General features: G+C 71.0%; 17 protein-coding genes. 7 read left to right on the top strand and 10 right to left on the bottom strand.

From position 1 onward, the window contains the following. The first annotated feature begins 444 nt into the window (after positions 1–444). From ACZ5VQ_RS32300 to ACZ5VQ_RS32290, 3 genes are all read left to right on the top strand, one after another. The gene (locus ACZ5VQ_RS32300) at positions 445–855 is read left to right on the top strand and encodes a DUF485 domain-containing protein (RefSeq protein ID WP_469108004.1); all 411 of its coding nucleotides are present in this window, start codon (positions 445–447) and stop codon (positions 853–855) included. Next, a complete protein-coding gene (locus tag ACZ5VQ_RS32295) occupies positions 849–2,486 on the top strand; it encodes a solute symporter family protein (RefSeq protein WP_469108003.1) in 1,638 nt (545 codons plus the stop codon). The genes ACZ5VQ_RS32300 and ACZ5VQ_RS32295 overlap by 7 nt, the downstream gene beginning before the upstream one ends. Positions 2,487–2,620: 134 nt before the next feature. Continuing rightward, positions 2,621–3,871, top strand: coding sequence for a DUF4032 domain-containing protein (locus ACZ5VQ_RS32290; protein WP_469108002.1), 1,251 nt, complete (start codon positions 2,621–2,623; stop codon positions 3,869–3,871). Positions 3,872–3,880: 9 nt separating this feature from the next. Here the strand turns inward: ACZ5VQ_RS32290 and ACZ5VQ_RS32285 are convergent, their stop codons facing one another. The 6 genes from ACZ5VQ_RS32285 to ACZ5VQ_RS32260 form a co-directional block, all read right to left on the bottom strand. Continuing rightward, on the bottom strand, positions 3,881–4,729 hold the full coding sequence (locus tag ACZ5VQ_RS32285) for a universal stress protein (RefSeq protein WP_469108001.1): 849 nt from the start codon (positions 4,727–4,729) through the stop codon (positions 3,881–3,883). Between the two features lie 73 nt (positions 4,730–4,802). Beyond that, positions 4,803–5,933, bottom strand: coding sequence for a glycoside hydrolase family 88/105 protein (locus tag ACZ5VQ_RS32280; RefSeq protein ID WP_469108000.1), 1,131 nt, complete (start codon positions 5,931–5,933; stop codon positions 4,803–4,805). Between the two features lie 109 nt (positions 5,934–6,042). Then, positions 6,043–7,281 carry an SGNH/GDSL hydrolase family protein gene (locus tag ACZ5VQ_RS32275; protein WP_469107999.1) on the bottom strand — a complete coding sequence of 413 codons (1,239 nt, stop codon included), beginning with the start codon at positions 7,279–7,281 and terminating at the stop codon, positions 6,043–6,045. Next, positions 7,278–9,650 carry a glycosyl hydrolase family 95 catalytic domain-containing protein gene (locus ACZ5VQ_RS32270; protein ID WP_469107998.1) on the bottom strand — a complete coding sequence of 791 codons (2,373 nt, stop codon included), beginning with the start codon at positions 9,648–9,650 and terminating at the stop codon, positions 7,278–7,280. Before ACZ5VQ_RS32270 ends, ACZ5VQ_RS32275 begins: the two co-directional genes overlap by 4 nt. Positions 9,651–9,680: 30 nt before the next feature. Continuing rightward, the gene (locus tag ACZ5VQ_RS32265; protein ID WP_469107997.1) at positions 9,681–11,525 is read right to left on the bottom strand and encodes an alpha-galactosidase D; all 1,845 of its coding nucleotides are present in this window, start codon (positions 11,523–11,525) and stop codon (positions 9,681–9,683) included. Between the two features lie 263 nt (positions 11,526–11,788). After that, the gene (locus tag ACZ5VQ_RS32260) at positions 11,789–12,973 is read right to left on the bottom strand and encodes an ROK family transcriptional regulator (RefSeq protein WP_469107996.1); all 1,185 of its coding nucleotides are present in this window, start codon (positions 12,971–12,973) and stop codon (positions 11,789–11,791) included. Between the two features lie 180 nt (positions 12,974–13,153). Here ACZ5VQ_RS32260 and ACZ5VQ_RS32255 point away from each other — a divergent pair, with 180 nt between their 5' ends. Next, complete coding sequence (locus tag ACZ5VQ_RS32255; protein ID WP_469107995.1) at positions 13,154–14,872, top strand: ATP-binding cassette domain-containing protein; 1,719 nt, start codon at positions 13,154–13,156, stop codon at positions 14,870–14,872. Between the two features lie 19 nt (positions 14,873–14,891). Here the strand turns inward: ACZ5VQ_RS32255 and ACZ5VQ_RS32250 are convergent, their stop codons facing one another. The 4 genes from ACZ5VQ_RS32250 to ACZ5VQ_RS32235 form a co-directional block, all read right to left on the bottom strand. After that, positions 14,892–16,370, bottom strand: coding sequence for an aminotransferase class V-fold PLP-dependent enzyme (locus tag ACZ5VQ_RS32250; RefSeq protein ID WP_469107994.1), 1,479 nt, complete (start codon positions 16,368–16,370; stop codon positions 14,892–14,894). Positions 16,371–16,513: 143 nt separating this feature from the next. After that, positions 16,514–17,299, bottom strand: a complete 786-nt coding sequence (locus ACZ5VQ_RS32245; protein ID WP_469107993.1) for a DeoR/GlpR family DNA-binding transcription regulator — start codon at positions 17,297–17,299, stop codon at positions 16,514–16,516. Positions 17,300–17,351: 52 nt separating this feature from the next. Then, a complete protein-coding gene (gene pdxA, locus ACZ5VQ_RS32240) occupies positions 17,352–18,407 on the bottom strand; it encodes a 4-hydroxythreonine-4-phosphate dehydrogenase PdxA (RefSeq protein WP_469107992.1) in 1,056 nt (351 codons plus the stop codon). Continuing rightward, on the bottom strand, positions 18,404–19,852 hold the full coding sequence (locus ACZ5VQ_RS32235; protein ID WP_469107991.1) for a four-carbon acid sugar kinase family protein: 1,449 nt from the start codon (positions 19,850–19,852) through the stop codon (positions 18,404–18,406). Before ACZ5VQ_RS32235 ends, pdxA begins: the two co-directional genes overlap by 4 nt. A gap of 211 nt (positions 19,853–20,063) precedes the next feature. On the opposite strand from ACZ5VQ_RS32235, the gene ACZ5VQ_RS32230 reads away from it, so the two are divergent. The 3 genes from ACZ5VQ_RS32230 to ACZ5VQ_RS32220 are packed head-to-tail and all read left to right on the top strand — an operon-like array spanning position 20,064 to position 23,498. Beyond that, positions 20,064–21,650, top strand: a complete 1,587-nt coding sequence (locus ACZ5VQ_RS32230) for an ABC transporter substrate-binding protein (protein ID WP_469107990.1) — start codon at positions 20,064–20,066, stop codon at positions 21,648–21,650. 3 nt (positions 21,651–21,653) lie between these two features. Further along, complete coding sequence (locus ACZ5VQ_RS32225; RefSeq protein WP_469107989.1) at positions 21,654–22,583, top strand: ABC transporter permease; 930 nt, start codon at positions 21,654–21,656, stop codon at positions 22,581–22,583. 3 nt (positions 22,584–22,586) lie between these two features. Continuing rightward, positions 22,587–23,498, top strand: coding sequence for an ABC transporter permease (locus ACZ5VQ_RS32220; protein ID WP_469107988.1), 912 nt, complete (start codon positions 22,587–22,589; stop codon positions 23,496–23,498).

Here is a 23,498-nt window from a genome sequence, read left to right as displayed (position 1 = left end):
TGGGCGTTGGCCAGGGATTTTACCCGGCTTGATCGCTGATCAAGCCGTGCCCAGCCAGAACCCCTCTCACAGGCGTCACGCCCACGGCCCCGGCGTGCTGCACATCACGTCCCCCGGCTCCGGCCGCCGAGGCGGCACCCGGCGGCGCCGGTACCGGCTCCGGCGCCCGATGCTGTGCGGTGCATTTGAGCCAGCCCAGCGGGGTTCGCAGGCCGAATAAGGCCGCTCGCATTTCCCTCACATTTTCGCTGTTGATTATTGAATCGATTGAATGCCAGAATCCGTTCAGCCTCGCCGACATACCCCATCGGCCGGGCCACCCCGGGTTGACCGGGTGAGGATTCCAGCGGAAATTCGGGCCGATTCCCGAACCGCTCGATCCAGAAACTTGAGCCGCGTTCAGCAATGCCTCTTGAGCTGCACTCTTATTTGATAAGGCACGGTATGCCACAACACCCAAGCCCGTACTACGGTTCCCCTCCGGACAGCGCGCAGTCCGGACCCGTGGCCCGGAACATGATCGGTTCGCATCCCGACTTCCGCTCCATCCGCGGCGCCCACCGCAGATTCGGGGCGGTGGCGCTGTCGATCTCGGTGGGCGGGTTCCTGCTGTTCGTGCTGTTGTCGAGTTTCCTGCCCGACGTGCTCAATCGGCCGCTGTTCGGTCATGTGACGCTGGGACTCGCGGGCGGGGTGGGGCAGTTCGTCGTGATGGCCCTGACCGCGTGGCGGTACACGGTGCACATGGAGCGGCGGGTCGACCCGGCCGCCGACCGCCTGCGCGCCGAGCTGCATCGCGACGCGGCCGCCCGGGCCCGGGTCCCCCAGCAGCAGAGGCGGTTCGGCGGATGGTGACGCTCCCTCAGGACCGGCTGGTCACTCTCTCCGCCGGTGTCGTCGGCGGCTTCAGTCTGAAGCTGACCTTCATCCTGTTCGTGTCGGTCGTCGTGGTCAGCATGTTCACCGCGCTCATCATCGCGCCGCAGGGCGACGAGATCAGCGAGTTCTATCTCGGCAACCGCACGATGACCCCGCTGCGCAACGGCCTGGCGATGTGCGGGGACTACCTCTCCGCCGCCACCCTGCTCGGCAGCACCGGTCTGGTCGCACTGACCGGGTACGACGGCCTGCTGTACCTCGTGGGCACCAGCGTGGCCTGGGTGATGGTGCTGCTGCTGATCGCCGAACCCCTGCGCAACTCCGGCAGGTTCACGCTCGGCGACACCCTGGCGCTGCGTCTGCCGCGCAACCAGCGCTCCGTCCGCCTCGCCCTCGCCTTCTGCACGCTGACCGTCACCGTGCTCTACCTCGTCGCCCAACTGGTCGGCAGCGTCGCCCTGTTGACACAGTTCCTCGGCGAACCGTCCAGCGCCACCCGCACCCTGTGCATCGTGGCAATCGGCACCCTGGTCGTGCTGTACGTGGCGCTCGGCGGCATGCCCGGCGCGACCTTCATCCAGATCGTCAAGGCCGTCATGCTGGTCGTCGGTGTCGCCGTGACCGCCGTCATGGTGCTGCACCGCTACAAGTGGAACGTCGACGACCTGCTCGGCGGAGCCGCCTCCGGCAGCGGGATCGGCCAGCGGTTCCTTGAGCCCGGGCTGCGCTACGGCGGCAGCACGACCAGCAAGCTCGACTTCTTCAGCCTGCAGATCGCCATCGTGCTGGGGCTGGCCGCACTCCCCCACGTGATGATGCGGTTGCTGGCCCCGAGCGCCACCCGGGTGCTGCGGCGCTCCATCCTGTGGGCCATGGGCCTGGTCGGTTTCGTGTGCCTGGCCGCAGGCGTGCTCGGCCTCGGCGCGACGGCGATCGTCGGCCGGGACGTCATCGCGGACATCGACGCGAAGGGCGACGCCGCGGTGCTGCTGCTCGCCCAGGACCTCGGCGGTGCCCTGCTCACCGCGCTCATCTCCTGTCTGGCGTTCGTGACGCTGCTGGCCGTGGCCGCGGGCCTCACCCTCGCGGCCGCCTCCTCCCTCGCGCACGACCTCTACGGAGAGGTGGTGCGCAAGGGCCGGGCGAGCCAGCGGGAGGAGCTGACCGTGGCCCGGCTGTCCGCCGTCGTGATCGGTGTCCTGGGGATGCTGCTAGCGCTCGTCTCCTGGGGGACGAACACCGCAACCCTGGCGTTCCTGGCGTTCGCCATCGCCGCGTCCGCGATCCTGCCGACGATGGTCTACAGCCTGTTCTGGCGCCGCTTCAACGCGCGCGGGGCCCTGCTCAGCCTGTACGGCGGCCTCATCACGTCCGTACTGCTGGTCGTCTGCTCGCCCGTCGTCTCCTCCAGGCCCGCCTCGTTCTACCCGGACGCGGACTTCGCCTTCTTCCCGCTGCAGAACCCGGGCATCGTCTCCGTACCGGCCGGGTTCCTGCTGGGCTGGCTCGGCACCGTCCTGGCCCGTCGCCCGGAGGACACCGAGTCGGCCGAGACGTACGAGAAGTTCGAGGTCCGCGCGGTGCTGGGGGTGGATCAGCCGGTCTGAGCCGAGTCGCGGGCGCATCTCCCACAGGGTCCACCGGGTGACGAAACGGACGTCCATGTTGACGAAGGGGACGTCCAGGTGCGGAGATGCTCCTGCGACATGACGGCCGACCGTAAGGGCAGGGCAAGCGAGCGATGGCATTGCAGATCAGCGCCACCAACCCGGAGCATCCCGCGCTCCTGCTCGACCTGCCGTGGCAGCTTCCCCTGGAGGAGTGGCCGGATCACTACCTGGTGCCGCTGCCGCGGGGCATCTCACGGCACGTGGTGCGTTATGCGCGCGCCGGCACGGAGGTCGTGGCGGTCAAGGAGCTCGCCGAGCGGCCCGCCCTGCGGGAGTACGAGCTGCTGCGCAGTCTCGACCGGCTGAACATCCCGTCGGTGGACCCGCTCGCCGTGGTCACCGGCCGCACCGACGAGGGCGGCGAGCCGCTGGAATCCGTACTGATCACCCGCCATCTGGGCGGCTCGATGCCCTACCGGTCCATGTTCGAGACGACCATGCGGCCGGCCACCATGCACCGGCTCATGGACGCGCTGGCGGTTCTGCTGGTCCGGCTCCATCTGGCCGGGTTCGCCTGGGGCGACTGCTCGCTGTCCAACACGCTGTTCCGGCGTGACGCGGGCGCGTACGCCGCGTATCTCGTCGACGCCGAGACCGGGGAGCTGCATCCGCAACTGAGTCCGGGGCAGCGCGAGTACGACCTCGATCTCGCGCGCGTGAACATCAGCGGGGAGCTGCTGGACCTGGAGGCGTCCGGCGCCCTCCACCCGTCGGTGGACCCGATCGAGTTCGGCATGGAGATCTGCGCGCGCTACAACCGGCTGTGGGAGGAGCTCACCCGCACGTCCGTCTATCCGGCGGGCAAGCACCACTACATCGACCGCCGGATCCGCCGTCTGAACGACCTCGGTTTCGACGTCGCCGAGATGCAGATCGCGCACTCCTCGAACGGTGACACCGTCACGTTCGTGCCGAAGGTCGTCGACGCGGGCCACCACCAGCGCCAGTTGCTGCGGCTGACGGGATTGGACGCCGAGGAGAACCAGGCGCGGCGGCTGCTGAACGACCTGGAGGCCTGGATGGCCACCCAGGACGACTACGCGCCCGGCGACCCTCTCGCCGCCCGTCCGGAGGTCCTGGCCCACCGCTGGGTGCGGGACGTCTTCCGGCCGACCGTGCGCGCCATCCCCCGCGAGCTGCGCGGCTCGATGGATCCGGCCGAGCTCTACCACGGGCTCCTCGAACACCGCTGGTACCTGTCCGAGCGGGCCCAGCACGACATCGGGCTGGACACGGCGGTCGAGGACTACGTCAAGAACATCCTGCCTGCGATGCGTGACGCGCTGCCGCCGCCGACGGACGATCCGGCGCCCTCCGTCTGAGGCGGGCCGTCAGGCCGGCGGGACGACCGCCACCGGGCAGGGCGCGTGGTGCATGGCCGCATGGGCCACCGAGCCCACCCGTGCACCGACGGCGGAAGGGTGCGCACGCCGGCCCACCACCAGCAACTGGGCGGGAGCGGCCGCCGTGAGCAGTACCTCGCCCGCGCTGCCCATCTCGACGTGCCGGGTCACCCGCACCTGCGGGAACCGCTCCTCCCAGGGCCGCAGCGCCTCCGCGAGCGCCTTGTTCTCGTACTGCTCCAGTCCCCCGGCCTCGTCGGCGAGCTTCAGTGAGGCGGGGCTGAAGGTGAAGACGGTGGGCAGGCTCCAGGCCCGTACGACGCGTACGCCGGCGCCGCGTGCGGCGGCCGTCTCGAACGCGAACTCCAGTGCCGCCGCGCTGTCGTCCGGGCCGCCCTGCTGCCCGACGACGATCTCGCGGCCGGCCGCCTCGGACTCGGCGAGATCCCCGGCGCGTACGAGGACGACGGGCCGCGCGGACTCGGCGACCACCTGCTGTCCGACGGAGCCGAGCAGGAAGCCGACGATCGCTCCGTGCCCGCGGGTGCCGAGGACCAGCGTCTCGGCGTCCGCCGCCGCGGCGACCAGCGCGTCGACCCGGTCGCCTTCGAGGAGGTCGGTGGTCACGGGCAGGTCCGGGTGCCGGCCGGTGACGTCGCGGGCGGTCTCCGCCAGCGCGTCCCGCACGTCCCCGGTCCTGTCCTCGCCGTCGGACTTCTCCCAGGCGTGCACCACACGCAGCGCCAGTGAACGGCGTACCGCCTCCCTGGCCGCCCAGTGCACGGCGGCCAGGGATTCGGCGGAACCGTCTACTCCCACGGTGATCGGGCGGGTCATGTGACAGCCTCCGTCGCGTTGGTTGATGTGCCCACGCTACAGAGCCATTACGCCGGCCCGCACGGCGGTGCTGTCAGCTCGTCAGAAGGGCGAGTTCGGTGCCCCCGAGCAGGAAGGCGCCCACGCCGAAGTCCGAGGTGCTGTCGTGGGTGACGGGCTGGCTGGACTCCGGGCGGTCGCCCACCTTCTGTACGTAGCCGAGGAAGCCGTCGGTATGGACGGCCGTGGTGACGAGCCCCTGCCATGCCCGGGCCGCCACCGGCTGGAAGGCCGACCGGCGGACGAGGCCGGCACGGATCGCGTACGCCGTGCCGTACAGGAAGAAGGACGTGCCGCTCGTCTCGGGGCCGGGCAGATGCTCCGCGTCGGCGAGGTTGACGTTCCAGAAGCCGTCCGTGCGCTGTGCGGCGGGCAGGGCGGTGACCAGCCGGGTCAGGGTCTCCCGGTATTCGGCGGTGTGCCGCTCGGACCGCGGCAGGGCCTTGAGCGTCTTGACGTGTCCGCCCGCCACCCAGCCGTTGCCGCGCGACCAGACCACCGGTTTACCCGTGGGCGAGACGATCGCACCGGGCAGGAATCGCTTGTCGCGGTACCACAGGCCGGTGCCCGGATCGAGCAGACCGGGCCCGCCCTCGACGCGCTTGGTGTGGCCGTAGAGGGCGTACAGCTTGTCCCAGTACCGCGGGTCCTTACGCAGCACGCCGAGGCGGGCGAACGGCGGCATGCCCATGTGGAGGGCGTCGTCCCACCACCAGTCGTCGTTCTTGCCCGGCTGGTCCGTGAGAACCATGCGGCGCAGGGACGCCTCGATCGCGGCGAGTTTCCCTTCCTCGGGCTCGATCTCGTAGAGGTCGAGATAGGCCTGTCCCGCGTTGTGGTTGTCGGCATGACGGGTCGTCACACCGCCCCGCAGGCCGTACGCGTGCTTCTCGGCCCAGCCGCGCGCGTACGCCAGGTAACGGGGGTCGCCTGTCAGCCGGTGGAGCGCGAGCAGACCGCTGAAGAACGTCGCGTTGGCCCAGCCGTTGTCGCCGGGGTCCGTGTGCGTGGCGATCCAGTGGTCGGCGACCCGGCGCAGGACGGGGAGTATCTCGGCTCTCGTCGGCAGCGCCCGGGCCGTGCGGGCACTCGCGGTCGGAGTGGTGAGGAGGGTGGCGGTGGCCGCGAGGGCGGTCCCGCCGGTGAGTAAGCGACGTCTGTTCACTGGGTCAACTCCTCTGTGTGTGGGGCACATTGGGGCCATGTGTCAGCGGGATGCGTCAGTGCGATGCGTCATCAGTGCGCTGCCTCGGTGCTCCGGCTGGGCGCGGTGTTCACTCGGAGCAGTCGAGGCTCTTGAGGTCGACGGCGTCGGCCATCGCCTGCATGCCCTTGTCGTTGGGGTGCAGGCGGTCACCGCCGTCGAAGACGGGGAGGATGCGCTGGTGGTCGTAGGGGCTGCGGAGGATGCGGTCGAAGTCGGTGACGGCGTCGAACTCCCCGCTGTCGCGGATGAATTGGTTGATCTCCTGGCGTACGGACTCGGCGGCGGTATCCCACTCGTACCAGCCCTTGAAGGGCGCGACGGTGGCCCCGACGACGCACTTCCCGGCCTCGTGGGCGCGGGCGATGATCTCGCGATAGCCCTTGATCATGTCCTGGGCCGTGACGCCGGAGTGGGCCTTGATGTCGTTGACGCCCTCGAAGAGGAACACCGTGCGGACGCCCGGGAGGGAGAGGACGTCACGGTCCAGCCGGTTGAGGGCGCTCTGTCCGGCGCCGTCCGCGAGGACCTTGTTCCCGGAGATGCCCTCGTTGGCAACTCCCTTGACCGGACCGGTCGTTGCCTTCAGCCGACGGGCGAGGTAGTCGGGCCAGCGGCGGTTCAGATCGCTCGTGGACTGCCAGCCGTCGGTGATGGAGTCGCCGAGCGCGACCACGGCCCCGGTGGTCGAACTCGTCCGTACGGACACGGCGTCGAGGTAGAACCAGGAGCCGATCGGCTGGGTCCAGGAGGTGGCGGCCTCCTCGCCCGTGTGGTCGCCCTCCGCCGCGTACGAGGTCTGCATGGCCATGGAGTGCCCGGTGGCCGTGCCGCTCGCCTCGCTGGTGTGGATGCTGACGGCCAGGTCGGTCGCGGCGGGCAGCCTGCCGGGGAGCGGGTCGCTGTACGCGGTGGCGCCGGCGGGGACCGTGACGGAGCGGGATCCGCCGAAGGTCAGCCGCTTGTTGGTGCCGCGGACCACGGTGGCGCCCTCCTGCCGGATGCCGGCGTAGACGCTGTCGAAGGTCAGCGGCTTGTCGCCGAAGGCGTTGGAGAGCCGGACGCGCAGGTCGTCCCCGGCGACGCTGGTGCGCACGATCAGGCGGTAGCTGCGGTCGTTGACGGCGTCGCCGATGCGGTCCGCGCTCGCGCCCCAGGTGACCACGTCGTGCCGTGGCCCGGCGGCGGCCTGTGCCGTGGACGTGTGCGGGTCGGCCGGCTGCGCCGCCGCGGGCGTCGCCTGGACGGCCGCGGCGATCAGCAGCAGGGCGGCCAGGCGGCCGCCCGCTCGGGCGAACCGGGCCGTCATCGGGCGAAGTCCCGCAGCGTGACGGACCCGCCGGGCTTCAGGGTCACCGTCCTGGACGTGTTGCCGTACGCCACCGTCGTCGTCCGGCCGCCGACGCTGTGGATCCGGGCCTCGGTGGGCTTCCCGTCGCGCCAGCGCAGGTCGACGGTGAAGCCGCCGCGGACGCCGACTCCCGTGACGGAGCCGGACTTCGCCCAGGCGTCGGGGAGGGCCGGAAGCAGCTCCAGATGGCCCGGGCGGGAATACACAAGCATCTCGATCATCGCCGCGGGTGTGCCGAAGTTGGCCTCGATCTGGAAGATGCCGCGACCCTTTTCCACTTCGTAGATGTCGAAGAGGTTGGGGGCGGTGCCGTTGCCGCCGTCGATCGACGGGCGGAGGTTGTTGACGATCAGCTGGTAGGCCTTGTCCGCGTGCTTCAGCCGGGCCCAGCACAGACTGCGCCAGGCGTTGGCCCAGCCGAAGCTCTCCATGCCGCGCGCGGTGAGCAGGACAGTTGCGCCCTCCACGATCTCCGGCGGGGTGGAGTCGTCGGGGCGGATGCGGTCTCCGGGGAAGAGTCCGATCAGCGGGGACAGGTGCCGGTGGGTGGTCTCGCCGAGGTTGTCGGGCGACATCCACTCCTCCAGCCAGCCCGTCTTGGGGCTGACCTTCGGCAGATACAGCCGCTTCTGGAGGCCGCCAATCTTCTTCGCGTAGGCGGAGTCCTTCTTCAACTCCTTGGACGCCGTGAGGAAGTGGTCGAACAGCACCCACACCAGTTCCTGCGCGTAGGTGATGCCCTTGGCGTCCTGCGGGCCGTGCTCGGGCGACCAGTCGTTGTCGTCGATGAGCACCTCCTGCGAGGTGCCGGGGAGAGTCGTGGTGATCAGCCGCGCCTCCCAGAACTCGCAGGCACCCTTGAGGAGCGGGTAGATCCTCGCCAGATGGGAGCGCGACCGGGTGAACTCGTAGTGCTCCCACAGGGTCGTGCACAGCCACGCGTTGCCCGCCGGATGCCACCACCAGCCGTTTCCGCCATGGATGTTGGTGGAGAAGGCGACGGTCCAGCCGGCGACCTTCCCGGTGGAGTTGCGGTAGCGGTTGCGCGGGTCGTTGAAGAGGTCGTTGGTGAGCTTCGTCCAGGACTGGAACTGGTCGAGGCAGTAGTCGGTGAGCGCGTCGAAGCACTGGGACAGCCCGGCCCGGTCGGCCATCCAGTAGTTCATCTGGATGTTGACGTCCGTGTGGTAGTCGCCCATCCAGTCCGGGTCGTTGCCGTCGAGCCACAGCCCCTGGAGGTTGAGCGGGAGGCTGCCGCGGGACCCGGAGATCATCAGATAGCGGCCGAACTGCAGGTAGGCGGCCTCCAGTTCGGGATCGGGCTCACCGTCCCGGGCCCGCGCCCCGAGCCGTTCCCAGGTGTCCAGGGAACGCTGCTCGTCCGACGACGTACCGAGCGAGATGTCCAACTGCTCGAACAACTCGCGGTGGTCGGCGACATGGGTGCGCAGCAGAGTGTCCGCCGAGTGGCCCGCCGCGTCGCGGACCTTCGTGCGGGCCAGTCGCTCGGGGTCGAGGGAGGGATCGCGGTAACCGTTGGAGGCGTCGGGCGCGTAGTTGGTGCCGCCGCTCACCACGACGGTCAGTTCCCTGCAGCCGGAGAAGTCGATCCGCGGGCCGTTCACCCGGACGCTGCCACCACTGCCGGTCGCCTTCACGGCGGCGCCGTAGCGCAGACCGTTCGGGAAGGCAGTACCGAAAGAGGTACCCGTCACGCTCTCTCCGTGCGTTCCCTCCAGGGCGATGCTGCCGGTGTAACGGCCGCCGCCACTCTGGGAGAAGTGCAGGACGATCGCGTCGTCGGGGCGGCTGGCGAAGATCTGCCGCTTGTACGTCACTCCGGAGCGGACGTACGACGTGGTCACCACGCCCTGCGCGAGGTCGAGGGTGCGGCGGTAGCCGTTCACGGCGGACAGGTCGTGGTCGGGGATGTCGACGGTGAGGCGGCCCAGGAGCGTGAAGGAGCCGAAGTTCTCGCGGTCGTAGGGGAACTGGCCGTCGGAGTCGAGCTTGTCGTTGAGACCGCCGGTCCACATGGTGGCGTCGGTGATCAGGAGGAGTTCACGGCCCGGGTCGTTGCTCGCGAGGGCGCCGAGGCGGCCGTTGCCGACGGGCAGGCCCTGTTCGATCATCGAGTGCTCGTCGCCGGGCGACTGCCACCACAGCTGGTTCCGTGAACTCCCCTTCGGGAGCGGGGCGTCGGCGGGTCGCTGGGGTGCGGCCGACGCGGTGAAGGCGGGCAGGCCGCCGAGGGCGGTGGCGACGCCTGCCGCCGCGGCCAGTGAGAGGAGTCTTCGTCTGCTGGGCTCGGTCGGGATGTTGTCCATGGTGCGGCTCCAGGGGGAAGAGAACGGCGGTCAGGACGACTTCGGGACGTCGATGCGGTCGATGTCCGGGCCGTAGCCGGTGCCGCTGTCGAAGGTGATGGTGTTGGCGCCGGCCTTGAGGGTGACGGGCACGCTGACGGTCTCGGCGGTTCCCCAGTCCCCGGTGGAGGGGAACTTGTGGTGCCTGGCGCCGTTGCCGTTCGCGGAGACGTCGATGGAACGGGCGTCACCGCTGACGTAGCCGACCTTCACCATGTACGTACCGGCCTTGGCGACGACGACGTCGTTGAAGCGGAGCTTGCCGCCGACGTACAGGTTGCCGACCTTCTTGCCGCCCGAGCAGGCGGAGCAGTCGGCGACGGAGGCGTTGCCGCTGAGGGTGTTGGTGGTCGCCTCGGCCTCGTAGCCGGTCGAGGCGAGAGCGGCGCCGCGCGGGGTGACGGTGAACAGGCGGGAGCCGTGGGCGGGCAGGGCCTGCGTCACCTTGTTCGTGTGGGTGCCGAGGTTCTCGCGGTTCCACAGGTCCCGTACGGAGGCCTTGCCGGTGAAGCCGAGGGTCGCCCAGTCGGCGGTGACGGCGGCGGGCGCGTCGGCGAGGTTGAACAGGGCGACGGTGTAGCTGCCGTCGGCGTTCTTGGCCGCCCACACCTGCTGGGGGTCGGACGGGGTGACCGGGCGGGCGGGAGGGGTGCTGCCCTGGTTGAGGGCGATGACCTCGCGGTTGGTCAGCAGCGACACACCGTAGGAGTCGAGCTTGGTCAGGTCGTCACCGGTGTAGAGCGGGGACTTGGCGATGGCCCACAGGGTCGCGTAGCTCTGCCGCTCCGCCTTGGTGAGGCCGTCCATCTGGCCGTTGCCGACGTCCAGGGAGTCCAGGTCGTTCCAGCCGCCGGGGCCTGCGTGGCGGGTCCAGCCGGGGGCGTCGTCCCAGCGGTCGTCGACCGAGTTCTCCCAGCTGACGAGGGTGTTGCAGTAGCACTCGACGTCGGTGTCGATGCGCCAGCCGTTGGAGTACTTCTTCCAGTCGGCGACCCGGCCGATGTCGAGCGACCAGGAGATCTCCAGGTGGATCGGACGGCCGGTGGCGGCGATGGCCTTCTGCCAGGCGGCGACGTCGGCAACGTTGTCGTACTGGTCGCCGTTCTTGCCGGAACCCGGTCCGACCCCGTCGAGCTTGAGGAAGTCGTAGCCCCAGTCGGCGAAGAGCCGGGCCTGCGAGTCGACGTACTTCTGGGCACAGGGGTTGGAGAAGTCGAGCTTGTAGGCGCTGTCCCAGCCGTTGGTGGTGCGCAGGTCGCCGTACACGATGTCGGCGGTCGTGCAGCCCTCGGCGTTCCAGATGGGGGTCTTGCCCTCCCCGTACGCCTCCTTCTCCAGGCCGACGGGCAGGTAGATGCCCGCCTTGAGTCCCTTGCCGTGGATGTGGTCGGCGACGGGCTTCATGCCGCGCGGGAAGCGCCCCGGGTCCGCCTTCTGGCGGGCGTACTCGTCGAATCCGGGCTTCCAGTCCTTGGCACGCCACCATCCGGCGTCGAGGTTGACGTACTCGTATCCGTACGGCTTGAGCTTGGCCGCCAGGGCGTCCGCCTGCTTGAGGACGTTCTTCTCGGTGAGGTAGCTGTAGTCGCCGTCGGGGTTGAGCCCGGGGTACTTCGAGGACTGCATGCTCCAGCTCGACCAGCCCATGTACGGCTTGGCCGCGACGGCCTCGGCACCGGCGTCGACGGTGGACGTGGTCGCGGGAGAGGTGGCAGTGGGGGTGGCGGCCTGGGCTGCCGGGAGGGTCGTCGCCATGGCCGCGGTGAGGGCCACGACGAGCATGGCTCTCGTGGAGCGACGGGCGGGGGTACCGGGAGAGTACGAGGATGACCTCATGGGTCGGACCTCCAGTGATGGGTTCGGCTCTGCGCGGGTGCGGTGATGCGTTGGTGCGGTGAGGCAGTGATGCGTTGGTGCGGTGGGACACTGATGTGTCGGTGCGGTGGGACACTGATGTGTCGGTGCGGTGGGACACTGATGTGTCGGTGCGGTGGGACACTGATGTGTCGGTGCGGTGGGGCAGTGATGTGTCGGTGCGTTGGTGCGGGAACTTCCTTGGGGGCCAAGGAGCTTGACTGTTCGTCAGGTGGTGCTGCGGCTCATCCCTGGCCGCGGGTCGGACCGCTGATGAAGGACTGGATGGCGGTGGCCGCGGCGCCGCGCGCCCACTCGTCGAAGGGCAACGGACGCGTCAGCAGGTCGCATCGCGCGGCCGTGCCGAAGGCCGACGCGGTGAAGGCGTCGCGGATCTGCTCGGCGAACAGGTCGTATGCGGCGAGGCCCTCGCCGGAGATGATCACGCGCTGGGGGCCCATGAGGTTGGCGACGGTCGCGATGGCCCGGCCGATGGCCTCCCCGGCCCGCGCGTACACCTCACGGGCGCCCGGGTCGCCCCGCCGGGCCAGGTCGACGGCCTGCGCGGCGTCGGCCACCGGCAGGCGGGTCGCCTCGCGCACAGCGGCGACGATCGCGGGGTCCGCAGCGATGGCCTCGGCGCACCCGTGGTTTCCGCAGTGGCAGGGCGGTCCCGTCGGGTCGATGACCACGTGCCCGATCTCGCCGGCCACCCCGTGCGCGCCCGAGACGACCTTGCCGTGCACGACCAGGCCGCAGCCGATGCCCGCACCGACGGTCACCACCGCGAAGTCGGAGAGGCCGATGCCCGCGCCGAACCACTGCTCGGCGACGGTGAGGGCGCGGACGTCGTTGTCGACGGTGACCGGCAGTCCGGTCGTCATCTCCACGAGTTCGGCGAGGGGAAGGTCGCACCACTCCAGGAAGGGCGAGAAGCGCACCTCTCCGGCGGCGCGGTCCACATCGCCGGAGACGGCGACACCGAGCCCCTGGACCTGAACGCCGAACCCGTCGGCCTCCGCGAGGAGTTCCTGCGCGAGGGCGGCGACCGACGCGAGCACGGCCTTCGGTTCGCGGTCGGCGAGGGGCACGTGCCGGGCGACGCGGATCCGGCAGCACAGGTCCGTCAGCACTGCGATGATCTCGTCGCCGGTGATCTTGACACCGATGAACAGGGCCCGTCCGCCGTCCACCCGCACGGGGTTGGCGGGCCGCCCAAGGGACGGGCGCGCCTCGTCGCCCGCGTCCTCCACCAGGTACCCGGCCTCCATCAGCGGCCGGACCGCCTTCGTGACCGCCGCCGCCGAGAGCCCGGCCCGGCCGGCCATGTCCGACCGGGTGAGCGGGCCGTGGGACAGCACGGTGGTGAAGATCTGGGCAGCGGCCGGCGTGTGTGCCGGGAACGCCTCCGTACGAGGAGTCGAGCGCATGCCCGGAACCTAGGTCCGTTCTTTTCCGCCGTCAATAAAAGAAGCAAGGATCCTTTGAAGAAGGGGGATTTGACGCTTTGGCCCTACGGATGCACCCCATCACCGGATATCGCACCGGCACTTGCCCGGCACGGTCCGCGCTCATGCTTGAAGTCCGTGGTCTCCTGGCATGCTGCCTCCATGCCGACACCGACAGGGCCCCGCCCGCCCGTGTCCCCGCCCCTCGCTCCGGTCGACGGTCTGCGGATCCGGGCTCACCGGCTCACCCAGGAGGTGCGCGGAGCGGGGCGCGTACTGGACGAGGTGTCCCTCGACGCCGGGCCCGGGCGGATCGTCGTGATCGCCGGCAGCAGCGGCGCGGGCAAGACGGTGCTGCTGGAAACCCTCGCGGGACTGCGGTCGGCCGACGAAGGTTCCGTACTGCACGACGGGGCCCAACCGGGCCCGCCCGGGCCGGAGTTCGGGTTCGTACCGCAGGAGGACATCCTGCACCGCGACCTCCCGCTGCACCGGACGCTGGTGTACACCGCGGGTCTGCGCATGCCGGCGGGAACGTCGGCCGACTCGGTCACCGCGGCCGTAGACCGGGTCCTGGACACGCTCGGGCTGACCCACCGGGCCGGTACGCCGGTCCGCGCGCTGAGCGGCGGCGAACGCAAACGGGCAAGCATCGCCGCCGAGTTGCTCACCAGACCGCGGGCGCTCTTCCTCGACGAACCCACCTCCGGGCTCGATCCGGTCACCGGGGCGGCCCTGTTGCGGACCCTGCGCGCCCTCGCCGAGCACGGCACCACCATCGTGCTGACCACCCACGTCCTCGCGGACCTCCTCCGCGGCGACCACGTCGTGTTCCTGGCCCCGGGCGGGCAGGTCGCGTACGCGGGTGAACCAGACACCCTGTGCCGGGAGTTCGGGGTCGGCACGGTCGAGGAGGTGTACGAGGCGGTGGCCGACGGCGCGCGTGTCGAACCCGTGGTGTCCCCTGGTGACCCCGCGGAGTCCGATGACGGCGTGGTCCGTCCTGAGCGGCCGGGCCCACGGTCTCGCGTGGGCGCGGTGCGCCAGTGGTCACTGCTCACCCGGCGCGGAACGGCCCTGTTGCTGCACAACCGGCTCTCGGTCGCCGTGCTGGCCGGTTCGCCCGTGATGATCGTGGCGATGTTCGCGGTGCTGTTCCGCGCGGGCGCGTTCGATCCGGCGACCCCGGATCCGGGGTCGACCGCGATGATCATGTTCTGGATCGCGTTCGGCGCGTTCTTCTTCGGGCTGACGTACGGCCTGTTGCAGATCTGTACGGAACTGCCCGTGCTCCGCCGCGAATGGCTGGCCGGACTGCGGATCGGCCCGTACGTGGCGTCCAAGCTCACCACCATGCTCCCGGTACTGGCAGCCGCGGACGCCCTGCTCCTCGCCGTGCTGCGTGCCCTGGACCGGCTGCCCGCGGCGGACTGGGACACGTACGTCTCGCTGTTCGTGTCGAGTGTGCTGGCCTCGGCGGCAGCGCTCGCCCTGGGGCTGCTCGCCTCCGCCGCCGTGACGGACCCGGGGCAGGCGACGCTGATGCTGCCGCTGCTCTGCTTCCCCCAGGTGCTGTTCTCGGGGGCGTTCGTGCCGGTGCCCCGGATGACGGCGGCGGGAGACGCGATCAGCTGGGCGATGACCAACCGCTGGGCGTTCGAGGCACTGGGCAGCGGTATCGGCCTGGAGCCGCTGTGGCGCGACGGTGCCTCCCGGCTGGGGCCGCCGCTGCTGGACTCGTACGGCGAGTCGTTCGCTCATCCCGCGAGCCGGGGCTGGCTGATCCTCGCCGGGTTCGCCCTGCTGTTCCTGGCGGCGACATGGACGGTGCTGGTGCGCAAGTGCCGGAACGGGGTGGTGCGCGGGCGGGCGGGAAAGTGAACCGGCGCCCGTCGACCGCTCAACAGCCCGCCCTCGCCTCCAGTCCCGTGGCCCCGGGCACCCGGTCCCGGTAGGTCTCCCGTACGAACGTCAGGAACGTCTCGATGTCCCTGGGCTGTGACGACAGGCCGAGCGAGATCCGGACCGCGCCCGCCGACGGCAGGCGCAGCAGCTCCAAGTACTCCTCCAGGGAGGCGACTCGGCGGCGTGCGGCCGAGCGGAGCCGGCGCGGTGGCAGGGCGAACGCCGCCTCGCCCGCGCCCGGGTTGCAGAAGCAGCCGGTGCGCAGCGAGATCCCGCGCAGGGCGCTGTCGCGGGTGACGACCCGTTCGTCGATGACACGGCCGTCGGCGCCCAGCAGGTTGAGCGCGACCGTTCCGCCGCGGGCCACGAGGTCGGCAGGCCCGTACGTCCTGACCAGCGGTGAGCCGTCGCTGTGCCGCAACTGCCTCAGCCCCGCGAGGAGTTGACCGGTCAGGGCGGTGACGTGGGCGTGCACGCGGTCCATGCCTATGTTGTCGATCCACTCCAGCCCGGCCGTCACGTCGGGGACGGACAGGAAGTTGACCGTGCCGTCCTCGAAGGCCGCCTCGTCGTCCGCGAGGACGTGCCACTGCGCCTGCGCGCTGACCGCGTAGATGGTGCCGCCGGAGAACCAGGGGCGTCGCAGTCTCGCGAGGGCGTCCCGGCGGGCGATCAGGCTGCCGACGCCGGTGGGGTGGCCGAAGACCTTGTACCAGCTGACGACCGTGAAGTCGGGGTGGTACCGGCTCAGGTCGAGGGTGTTGGCGGGTACGTACGCGGCAGCGTCCAGCAGGACGTCGTAGCCGCGTGCCTGGGCCGCCGCGATCCAGGTGAGCGGGTGCTGGACGCCGGTGAAGTTGCTCTGCGCCGGGTAGGCGAGCAGGCCGTGCGGGCGCTCGCCGGCGTGGCCTCGCCTCATGCCCGGGCCGCGTCTGCGCCCGGGACCGCGTTCACGCGCGGGCAGGGCGGCTCTCAGCCGCTGCTCGTCCATCCGCAGCCCGGGTCCGCTCACCGGTACGTACACCGTCGTCGCGCCGCGCGAACGCGCGTACTCCCGCAGGCCGTTCACCGAGTTGTGGTTGTCCAGGGACATCACCAGCCTGCTGCGGCGGGTGAAGGGATATGCCTCGCCGACCAGACGCAGCGCGCCGGTCGCGTTGGCGGTGAAGATCACGGCGTACTCGGCCGGGTCCGCGTCGAAGTGGCGGAGCACCGCGCGGCGGGCCTGGGACAGCAGCACTCCCGAGGCGCGGGAGGCCGGGCTCTCGGAGTGCGGATTCCCGAAGAGTCCGCCGGTGATGCGGGCGGCGCTCCCCCGCACGAGCGAGGTCGGCGGAAGGCCCGCTCCCGTGTGGTCGAGGTAGGTGTGCCCGCCGGCGTCGAGGTAGTCGAAGTCCTCGTTCCGTAAGTCCGCCAAGTCCCCTGCGTGGGCGTCGTCTTCGGGTATGTGGCCGGTGGTCTGCGCCTTGTCCACTGATCCTCCCGCATGAGAGGCCCGGCCCGTCCCCGAGTCCTGGGCCGGGCACGGTCTCCCGACATCATGCTGCTATTCGTCCCGGTGGGAAGAGGTTGCCGGGAATCGGCGCGATCGTGCCGCTCGGGCCGGGGGCGACCCGGTCAGAGGGTGCCGACGGGCTCGGCCAGGACGGTGGTGACTCCGCGTGTGCGCAGTTCGGCGAGGATGCCGGGGTCGGCGGTGTCGTCCGTGACCAGGGTCCAGCCCTCGGGGAGGACGGCCCAGGCGTGGAAGGGGCGGCGGCCCAGCTTGGCCGCGTGGGCGAGTACGTAGACGTGGTCGGCGCGGCGGGCCATGAGTTCCTTGAGGCGGGTCTGGCGCAGATCGGCCTCGCAGATCCCGTGCTCCGGCGAGACTCCGTCGGTGCCGAGGAAGACCCGGTCGAAGGTGAGCCGTTCGAGGGCGGCCTCGGTCAACGGGCCGACGAAGCCCTGGCTGAGCGGTCTGAGGGTGCCGCCGAGGCACTCGACGTGCACCGTCTCGACGTCGGCGAGTTCCTGAAGCGCCGTCAGTCCGGTGGTCGCGATGGTCACGTCCTTGGCCGTACGCAGTTCGTGTGCGAGCGCGCCGACCGTGGAGCCCGCGTCGAGCAGCAGCGTCTCGCCCGGCTGGACCTGGGCCGCCGCCCAGCGGGCGATGGCCCGCTTGGCGTCGTACGCCTCGCCGGTGCGCTGGCGCAGCGACGCCTCCGGGTGCGCGGACAGGGCCATCGCGCCCCCGTACGTACGGGCGAGCCGTCCGTCGGTGGTGAGCCTGGCGAGGTCGCGGCGGATGGTGGAGGCCGTCACGCCGAACAGCTGGGAGAGTTCCTCCACGCTGGTCAGGCCGGTGGTGGTGGCGAGTTGGACGATCCGGTCGCGCCGGGCCTTGGAGCCGATCGCAGACATCAGTCTCTGTCCTCTGGTGTCCTGTGGTGCCGATGGTGCCGACGGGCCGGGGTCAGCGGGCGGCGGCCGGAGCGGATGACATCTCGGCGGCCTGGCGCAGCGCCTCGACCATGCTACCGGCCTCGGCCCTGCCGGTTCCGGCGATGTCGAAGGCGGTGCCGTGGTCGACGGAGGTGCGGATGACCGGCAGGCCCACGGTGAGGTTGACGCCCGCCTCGATGCCGAGGACCTTCACCGGGCCGTGGCCCTGGTCGTGGTACATGGCGACGATGAGGTCGTAGTCGCCGCGGCCGGCAAGGTAGAAGGCCGTGTCGGCGGGGAGCGGGCCGCGGGCGTCGATGCCGTCGGCGCGCAGGACCTCCAGGGCGGGGACGATCTTCGTCTCCTCCTCGCCGTTGCCGAACAGTCCGTTCTCGCCGGCGTGCGGGTTGATTCCGCACACCCCGATCACGGGTGCCTCGACGCCTGCGCGGACCATCGCGTCGTGGCCGCGGCGCACGGTGCGCTCGACGAGTCCGGGCTCGATCCTGTTGACGGCGTCGATCAGACCGATGTGCGTGGTGACGTGGATGACCTTCACCCTGGGCGTGGACAGCATCATCGACACCTCCTCGACGCCGGTGAGATGAGCGAGGAGTTCGGTGTGGCCGGGGTAGAGGTGTCCGGCGGCGTGCAGGGCCTCCTTGTTGAGGGGCGCGGTGCAGATGCCGTGGACGTCTCCGTTCAGGGCGAGTTCGGCGGCGACGCGGATGTACTGGTACGCGGCGTCGCCGGCCTTCGCCGACAGCGCGCCCCAGGGGAGGTCGGCCGGGAGCAGGCCGAGGTCGACGACGTTGATGCGCCCGGGCGTGAACTCGGCCTGGGCGGGGCTGTCGACGGGCACGATGTCGCACGTGACGCCGAGGATGCGGGCCGCCTCACGGAGGCGCTCGGCGTCGCCGATGACGACGGGGCGGCAGCCGCGCAGGGTGTCGGCGTTCAGCAGGGCCGGGACGATGACCTCCGGTCCGATGCCGGCGCCGTCGCCCATGGTCACCGCGATGATCGGGAGCGGACGTCCGGCGGTGCCGGACTGCTCGGCGGGCGCGGCGGTGGGGGCTGCGTTCACGTGGGTTCTCCTAGCGGGGCGGGCGGGACGGGTGGTGCGACCGGCTGGTCGGAGGGCGGCGCGAGGCCGGGGCGCAGTGCGCGGGCGATGCGCAGCAGGGAGTCGGTGTCGCCGTAGCTGCCGGGTCGGGTGACGACGCGGCGGCCGTCGGCGGTGCGGGAGCGGACGGCGCCGTGGTGGATCTGGTCGAGCGGCAGGAGTTCGCGGATGCCGAGTGCGTCGAGGACACGGCGGGCGGTCTCGCCACCGGTCAGGACGAGGTCGCTGTCGTGCGCCGCCCCGGCGACCGCGTGGGCCAGGCCCTTGGCGAGGCTGCGGGCCTGGCCGGGGACGACGGCGTGGGTGCCGTCGATGCTGACGACGGTGACGCCGTGCGGTGTGTGGCCGTCTTCTGTACGGATGTCCAGGGGCGGCCAGGTCGAGTGGCCGGTAAGGGTGTGCGCGGGCAGCGGCACGTGGCGCGCACCGGCCGCGACGAGTTGCGCGATCTGCGCAACGGCGGCGGGTTCGGCGGTACCGACCACCACCAGCAGGGGTCTGGAGGGGGTGCCGTCGGGGGCCGGTGACACCTCGTCGGCTGGTGCGGGACCGGCCGTGTCCGTTCCGGTGGAACGGTCCCGGTCGGCTTCCGTGGAACGGTCGTGCGCGGTCCGCGTGGAGTGGCCGGGGTCGGCTTCCGTGTGGCGGTCCCGGGCGGCCTCCGTGGAACGGTCGCCGTCCGTTCCCGGCAACCCGGCCCCGGCCCCGCAAGCGTCCGCTTTCGCGAACCTGCGTCCCAGTGCCGCCGCGAGCCCGCCCGTGCCCATCAGCCGTATCCCCGGGCCAAGTCGGAGGGCCGCCTCGGCGATCGCGTCGAGGTCCGCGTCCGTCTCCGCGTCGCACACCGGGTGGTACCCCTCGGCGACGAGCGCCCGCAGCCGGTCGTACAGAGCAGGCTCGGGCGCGCGCACCGTCGCCAGTGCCACCACCCGTGTCGGTACGCCGCCCAGGGCGGCCCCCACCGACACCGGCGCCGCGCCCGGCTCCGCACGCCAGGCGTCGGTCGTGTGCAGGGCGGTGCCGTGCAGGTTGACGACTCCTTCGCGGACGGTACGGCCGGCCACGGGCAGGGCGGGCGCGATCACGACGCCCGTGGCGCCGGTCGCGTAGGCGGCCGCCTCGGCGGCGAGGTTGCCCCGCAGCAGCGAGTCGATCTTCTTCAGGACCACGCCTCCGTCGGCGTGCGCCAGCGCGGCAAGTACCGTGCTCGCCGCGTCGTCCGGGGCCAGCTGCCGGGTGTCGAGGTCCAGTACGACCGACTCGCCCTCGCGGGGGGAAGCCGTGGCGGGGCCCAGCACGATACGCCCGCGCAGACCGAGCGCGGCCGCGGTCTCGGCGGCGCCGGACAGGTCGTCCGCGAGGGCGAACACGCGGGGCGAGAGCACCGTGCGGGTGGTGCGGGACACGTGAACCTCCTTCGGCGGGTGCCTGTTCGGGCGGCCCGGACGGGCGGACTGCCTCGGCGCCGATGATGACACAGCTTGCGCGAAGTGCGCGAGACCTCTTGCGCACTTCGCGCAGTCGTGCCACCTTTTCCGGCGCGACACCTGTTCGTCGCCCGGTGTCGGGCGGCGTCAGCGAGAGCCGGTCGCCCTCCAGAATCCGAGAAGGTCGACGATGACCCCAACTCCTCACCCCTTTCCCCCGCCCGGACCGCCCAGCCGCCGGACCGTGTTGCGCTGGGGCGCCCTCGGCACCACGGGCGTCGCGCTCGGTCCGCTGTCCGCCTGTGCAGGACCCACCGGAGCGCCCGGCCCCGGCACACTCACGCTCGGCCTGAACCGTTCCCTGGTGAGTCTCGACAACAAGCTCAACCAGTTCGACGCCGCGGTGACCGTGCAGCGCGCCGTGCGCCAGGCGCTCACCTGGATCGGCCCGGACCTGCGGCCCCGGCTCGTGCTCGCCGACCGGTTCGAGATGACCGCTCCCACGGCGTGGAGCGTGCGACTGCGCGAAGGCGTCCGCTACTCGGACGGGAGCCCCGTCACCGTCGAGGACGTCGACACGGCCCTGCGCATGTACTCCGAGGTCAACGGCTCGTTCCTGCTCGGCCTCTTCCCCGAGATGCCGACCGTCGAGGCCACCGGCGAGCGCACGTTCCTCCTGCGCACACAGCGCCCCGTACCGGTGCTCGACCGGCTGATGGCCAACATCCACATCACCCCGGCCAAGGCCAACCGGCCCGAGGAACTCCAGTCGGGGCTCGGCTCGGGCCCGTACCGCGTCGTCAGCGCGAACGGCGGTGCGGGCGAGTACACGCTGGCCCGCAACACGGAGTACTGGGGCAAGCAGCCCCCCGTCGACAAGGTCCGGGTCCGGTTCGTGCCCGAGGAGTCCAGCCGGGTCATCGCCCTGCGCAGCGGCGAACTGGACGTCGTGGACACCCTCACCCCCGACTCGGCCGAGCAGCTCGCCGGCCTGCCCGGTGTCGCCGTCCAGGAAACCCCGGGCGTCCGGATCTGCCAGCTCTTCTACAACTTCCGCAAGCCCAAGGGGCATCCGCTCGCCGACGCGCGCGTGCGCCACGCACTCACCTACGCGATCGACGGCAAGTCCCTGATACGCGACGTCCTCATCGACTCCGCCGAGGCGGCCGAGGGAGTGGTGCCGCTCGCGCTCCAAGGGGCGGTGCGCACGGGCACGTACGCCTACGACCCGCGCAGGGCCAGGGCACTGCTCAAGTCGCTGGACGCCGAGGACCTGCGGATCACCATCATGTGGGAGTCGGGCGAGTTCGCCGGCGACACCTCCGTGATGGAGGCCGTCGTCGACATGCTCCAGGACGTCGGCGTACGCGCCTCACTGCGGCAGTTCGAGCCCGGCGGCGACATCCTGAAGTGGCGGCAGGGACGCGGCGGCGACTGGGACGTCATCGGCAACGGCTTCCCCGGCACCACCGGCCAGGCCCTGACCTCTCTCCAAGGCATGTACGGGGGCACGGCCGAGAAGGAACGCACCCGGGACACCTACATGGGCTACGTCATCCCGCGCATCGAACGGCAGCTCTCCGACGCCGCGACCGAGACGGACGCCGCCGAACGCGACAGGAAACTCGCCGCCCTCCAGCACGCCGTCTGGGACACCTGGCCCAGCCTCTGGGCGTTCGCGCCCAAGACGCTGCTCGCGCGCCGCGACCGTGTCCAGGGCCTGGCGCTCCAGCCGGTCAACTCCTATGACCTGACCGCCGTACGACTGGAGGGCTGAGCCGTGCCGACGTATCTCGCCCGCCGTGTCGGGCAGAGCCTACTGACCGTGTTCCTCACGCTCACCACCGTCTTCCTGCTGGTGCGACTCGCGCCCGGCGATCCCGCCTCCGCGTACGCCGCGCCCAGCGCGACCAGCGCCGATCTCGCCCGCATCCGCGAGCAGTTCGGCCTCGACGAGCCGCTGTTCGTCCAGTACGGGTACTTCGTCCGCGACCTGTTCACCGGGGACCTCGGTACGAGCTACTCCTTCCACTCCCCCGCGCTCGACGTGGTCCTGGACCGGATGCCGTACACGATCACGCTCGCCGTCTCCGCCATCGCGGTCACGACACTGGTCGCCGTGCCGCTCGGTGTCTGGATGGCCCGCCGCGCCGACACGCGCAGGGAGTTGGGCGCGAACGTGCTGACCATCGCCGGTCAGTCGATGCCGGACTTCTGGACCGGAGTGATGCTGCTGACCGTCTTCGCGGTGCTGGTGCCGGTGCTGCCCGCGTCCGGATTCACGTCGTGGAGCGGACTGGTGCTGCCGACGGTGACCGTGGCCGTTCTCCAACTCGCCCTGATCTCACGGCTGGTGCGCCGCGAGATGTCCACCGCGCTGGCTTCCTCGTACGTCACCGTCGCCCGTTCCCGGGGCGTCTCGGAGTCCGCGCTCACCTGGCGCTACGCGCTCGCGAACTCCTCGGTGCCCCTGGTCACGGCGCTCGGTACGCGCTTCGCGGCGCTGCTGAACGGTGTGGTGGTGGTCGAGGTCGTCTTCGGCTGGCCGGGGGTCGGCTCGCTTGTTGTACGCGCGCTGGAGACCCGCGACTATCCGCTCATCCAGGCCACCGTGCTGGTCACCGCGACCCTCGCGATCCTTGTCCAACTCCTCGTCGACCTGGCCTATCCGCTGCTCGATCCGCGGGTACGCCTCGGAAAGGCGGCCTGAGCCATGAGTACCGCCGTAGATAAGAGGCGGCCCAGTGCCGTCACCGCCCGCGACCTCGCCCGGGCCACCGCGACCCGGCAGCGGCGCGGCGCCCGTTTCAAGCTGTGGGCCGGAGGCGCCTGCACGGCGCTCGTCGTCCTGCCCGTCGCCCTCGCCGGACTGCTGCCGCTGCCCGGGGCGAACGCCCAGGACCTGTCGCGGCGCAGGCTGCCGCCGCTGAGCGAGGGCCATCTGTTCGGGACCGACCAGCTGGGCCGCGATCTGCTGTCGCGGGTCCTGCACGGCGGCCAGGTCTCCCTGACCGTCGGCGTGCTCGCCGTGCTGGTCTCCGGTCTGATCGGCATCGCGGCCGGCTCGGCCGCCGGGTTCTTCGGCGGCTGGGTCGACGCGCTCGTCTCCCGGTTCCTGGAGGCCCAACTCGCCCTGCCGCTCCTGATGATGCTGCTTCTCGTGGTCGCCCTGTTCGGGCCGTCCGTCACCGTCATCACCTGTGTGATCGCGGTCGCGCAGTGGCCGGAGGTGGCCCGGCTGACCCGCTCGCTCGTCCTCGTCGAGCGCGAGAAGCCGTACGTCGCCGCCGCCCGCGTCCTCGGACTGCGTTCCTGGTCGGTCCTCGTACGGCATGTGATCCCCAACGTCGTGCGCCCGGCGAGCCTCGTCGTCCTGCTGCTGCTCGCGCAGGCGGTGCTGCTGGAGAGCGCGCTGAGCTTCCTGGGCGCGGGCCCGCAGCGGCCGTTCGCGACCTGGGGCCGGATCATCTCCGACGGCCAGGACTACATCACCACCTCGTGGTGGCTGGTGACTCTGCCGGGCCTTGTCATCGTGGTGCTGGTGGTCGGGGTCAACCTGCTCGGGGACGGGCTGCGGGACCGTACGCACACCGGGTCCCGTGCCCGCCTGCGGAAGGGAGTGTGA

It is taken from the genome of Streptomyces sp. NPDC033178 (assembly GCF_055577685.1).
The sequence above is the reverse complement of the archived record's forward strand: the minus strand, read 5'-3'. Positions and strand labels throughout refer to the sequence as shown.

What these genes read in the sequence shown, in the direction of transcription:
- ACZ5VQ_RS32275 (WP_469107999.1), bottom strand. Translation starts at nt 7,281, where the DNA reads ATGACGGCCCGGTTCGCCCGAGCGGGCGGCCGCCTGGCCGCCCTGCTG.
- ACZ5VQ_RS32300 (WP_469108004.1), top strand. Translation starts at nt 445, where the DNA reads ATGCCACAACACCCAAGCCCGTACTACGGTTCCCCTCCGGACAGCGCG.
- ACZ5VQ_RS32265 (WP_469107997.1), bottom strand. Translation starts at nt 11,525, where the DNA reads ATGAGGTCATCCTCGTACTCTCCCGGTACCCCCGCCCGTCGCTCCACG.
- ACZ5VQ_RS32270 (WP_469107998.1), bottom strand. Translation starts at nt 9,650, where the DNA reads ATGGACAACATCCCGACCGAGCCCAGCAGACGAAGACTCCTCTCACTG.
- ACZ5VQ_RS32285 (WP_469108001.1), bottom strand. Translation starts at nt 4,729, where the DNA reads ATGACCCGCCCGATCACCGTGGGAGTAGACGGTTCCGCCGAATCCCTG.
- ACZ5VQ_RS32230 (WP_469107990.1), top strand. Translation starts at nt 20,064, where the DNA reads ATGACCCCAACTCCTCACCCCTTTCCCCCGCCCGGACCGCCCAGCCGC.
- ACZ5VQ_RS32220 (WP_469107988.1), top strand. Translation starts at nt 22,587, where the DNA reads ATGAGTACCGCCGTAGATAAGAGGCGGCCCAGTGCCGTCACCGCCCGC.
- ACZ5VQ_RS32295 (WP_469108003.1), top strand. Translation starts at nt 849, where the DNA reads ATGGTGACGCTCCCTCAGGACCGGCTGGTCACTCTCTCCGCCGGTGTC.
- ACZ5VQ_RS32260 (WP_469107996.1), bottom strand. Translation starts at nt 12,973, where the DNA reads ATGCGCTCGACTCCTCGTACGGAGGCGTTCCCGGCACACACGCCGGCC.
- ACZ5VQ_RS32245 (WP_469107993.1), bottom strand. Translation starts at nt 17,299, where the DNA reads ATGTCTGCGATCGGCTCCAAGGCCCGGCGCGACCGGATCGTCCAACTC.
- ACZ5VQ_RS32290 (WP_469108002.1), top strand. Translation starts at nt 2,621, where the DNA reads ATGGCATTGCAGATCAGCGCCACCAACCCGGAGCATCCCGCGCTCCTG.
- ACZ5VQ_RS32255 (WP_469107995.1), top strand. Translation starts at nt 13,154, where the DNA reads ATGCCGACACCGACAGGGCCCCGCCCGCCCGTGTCCCCGCCCCTCGCT.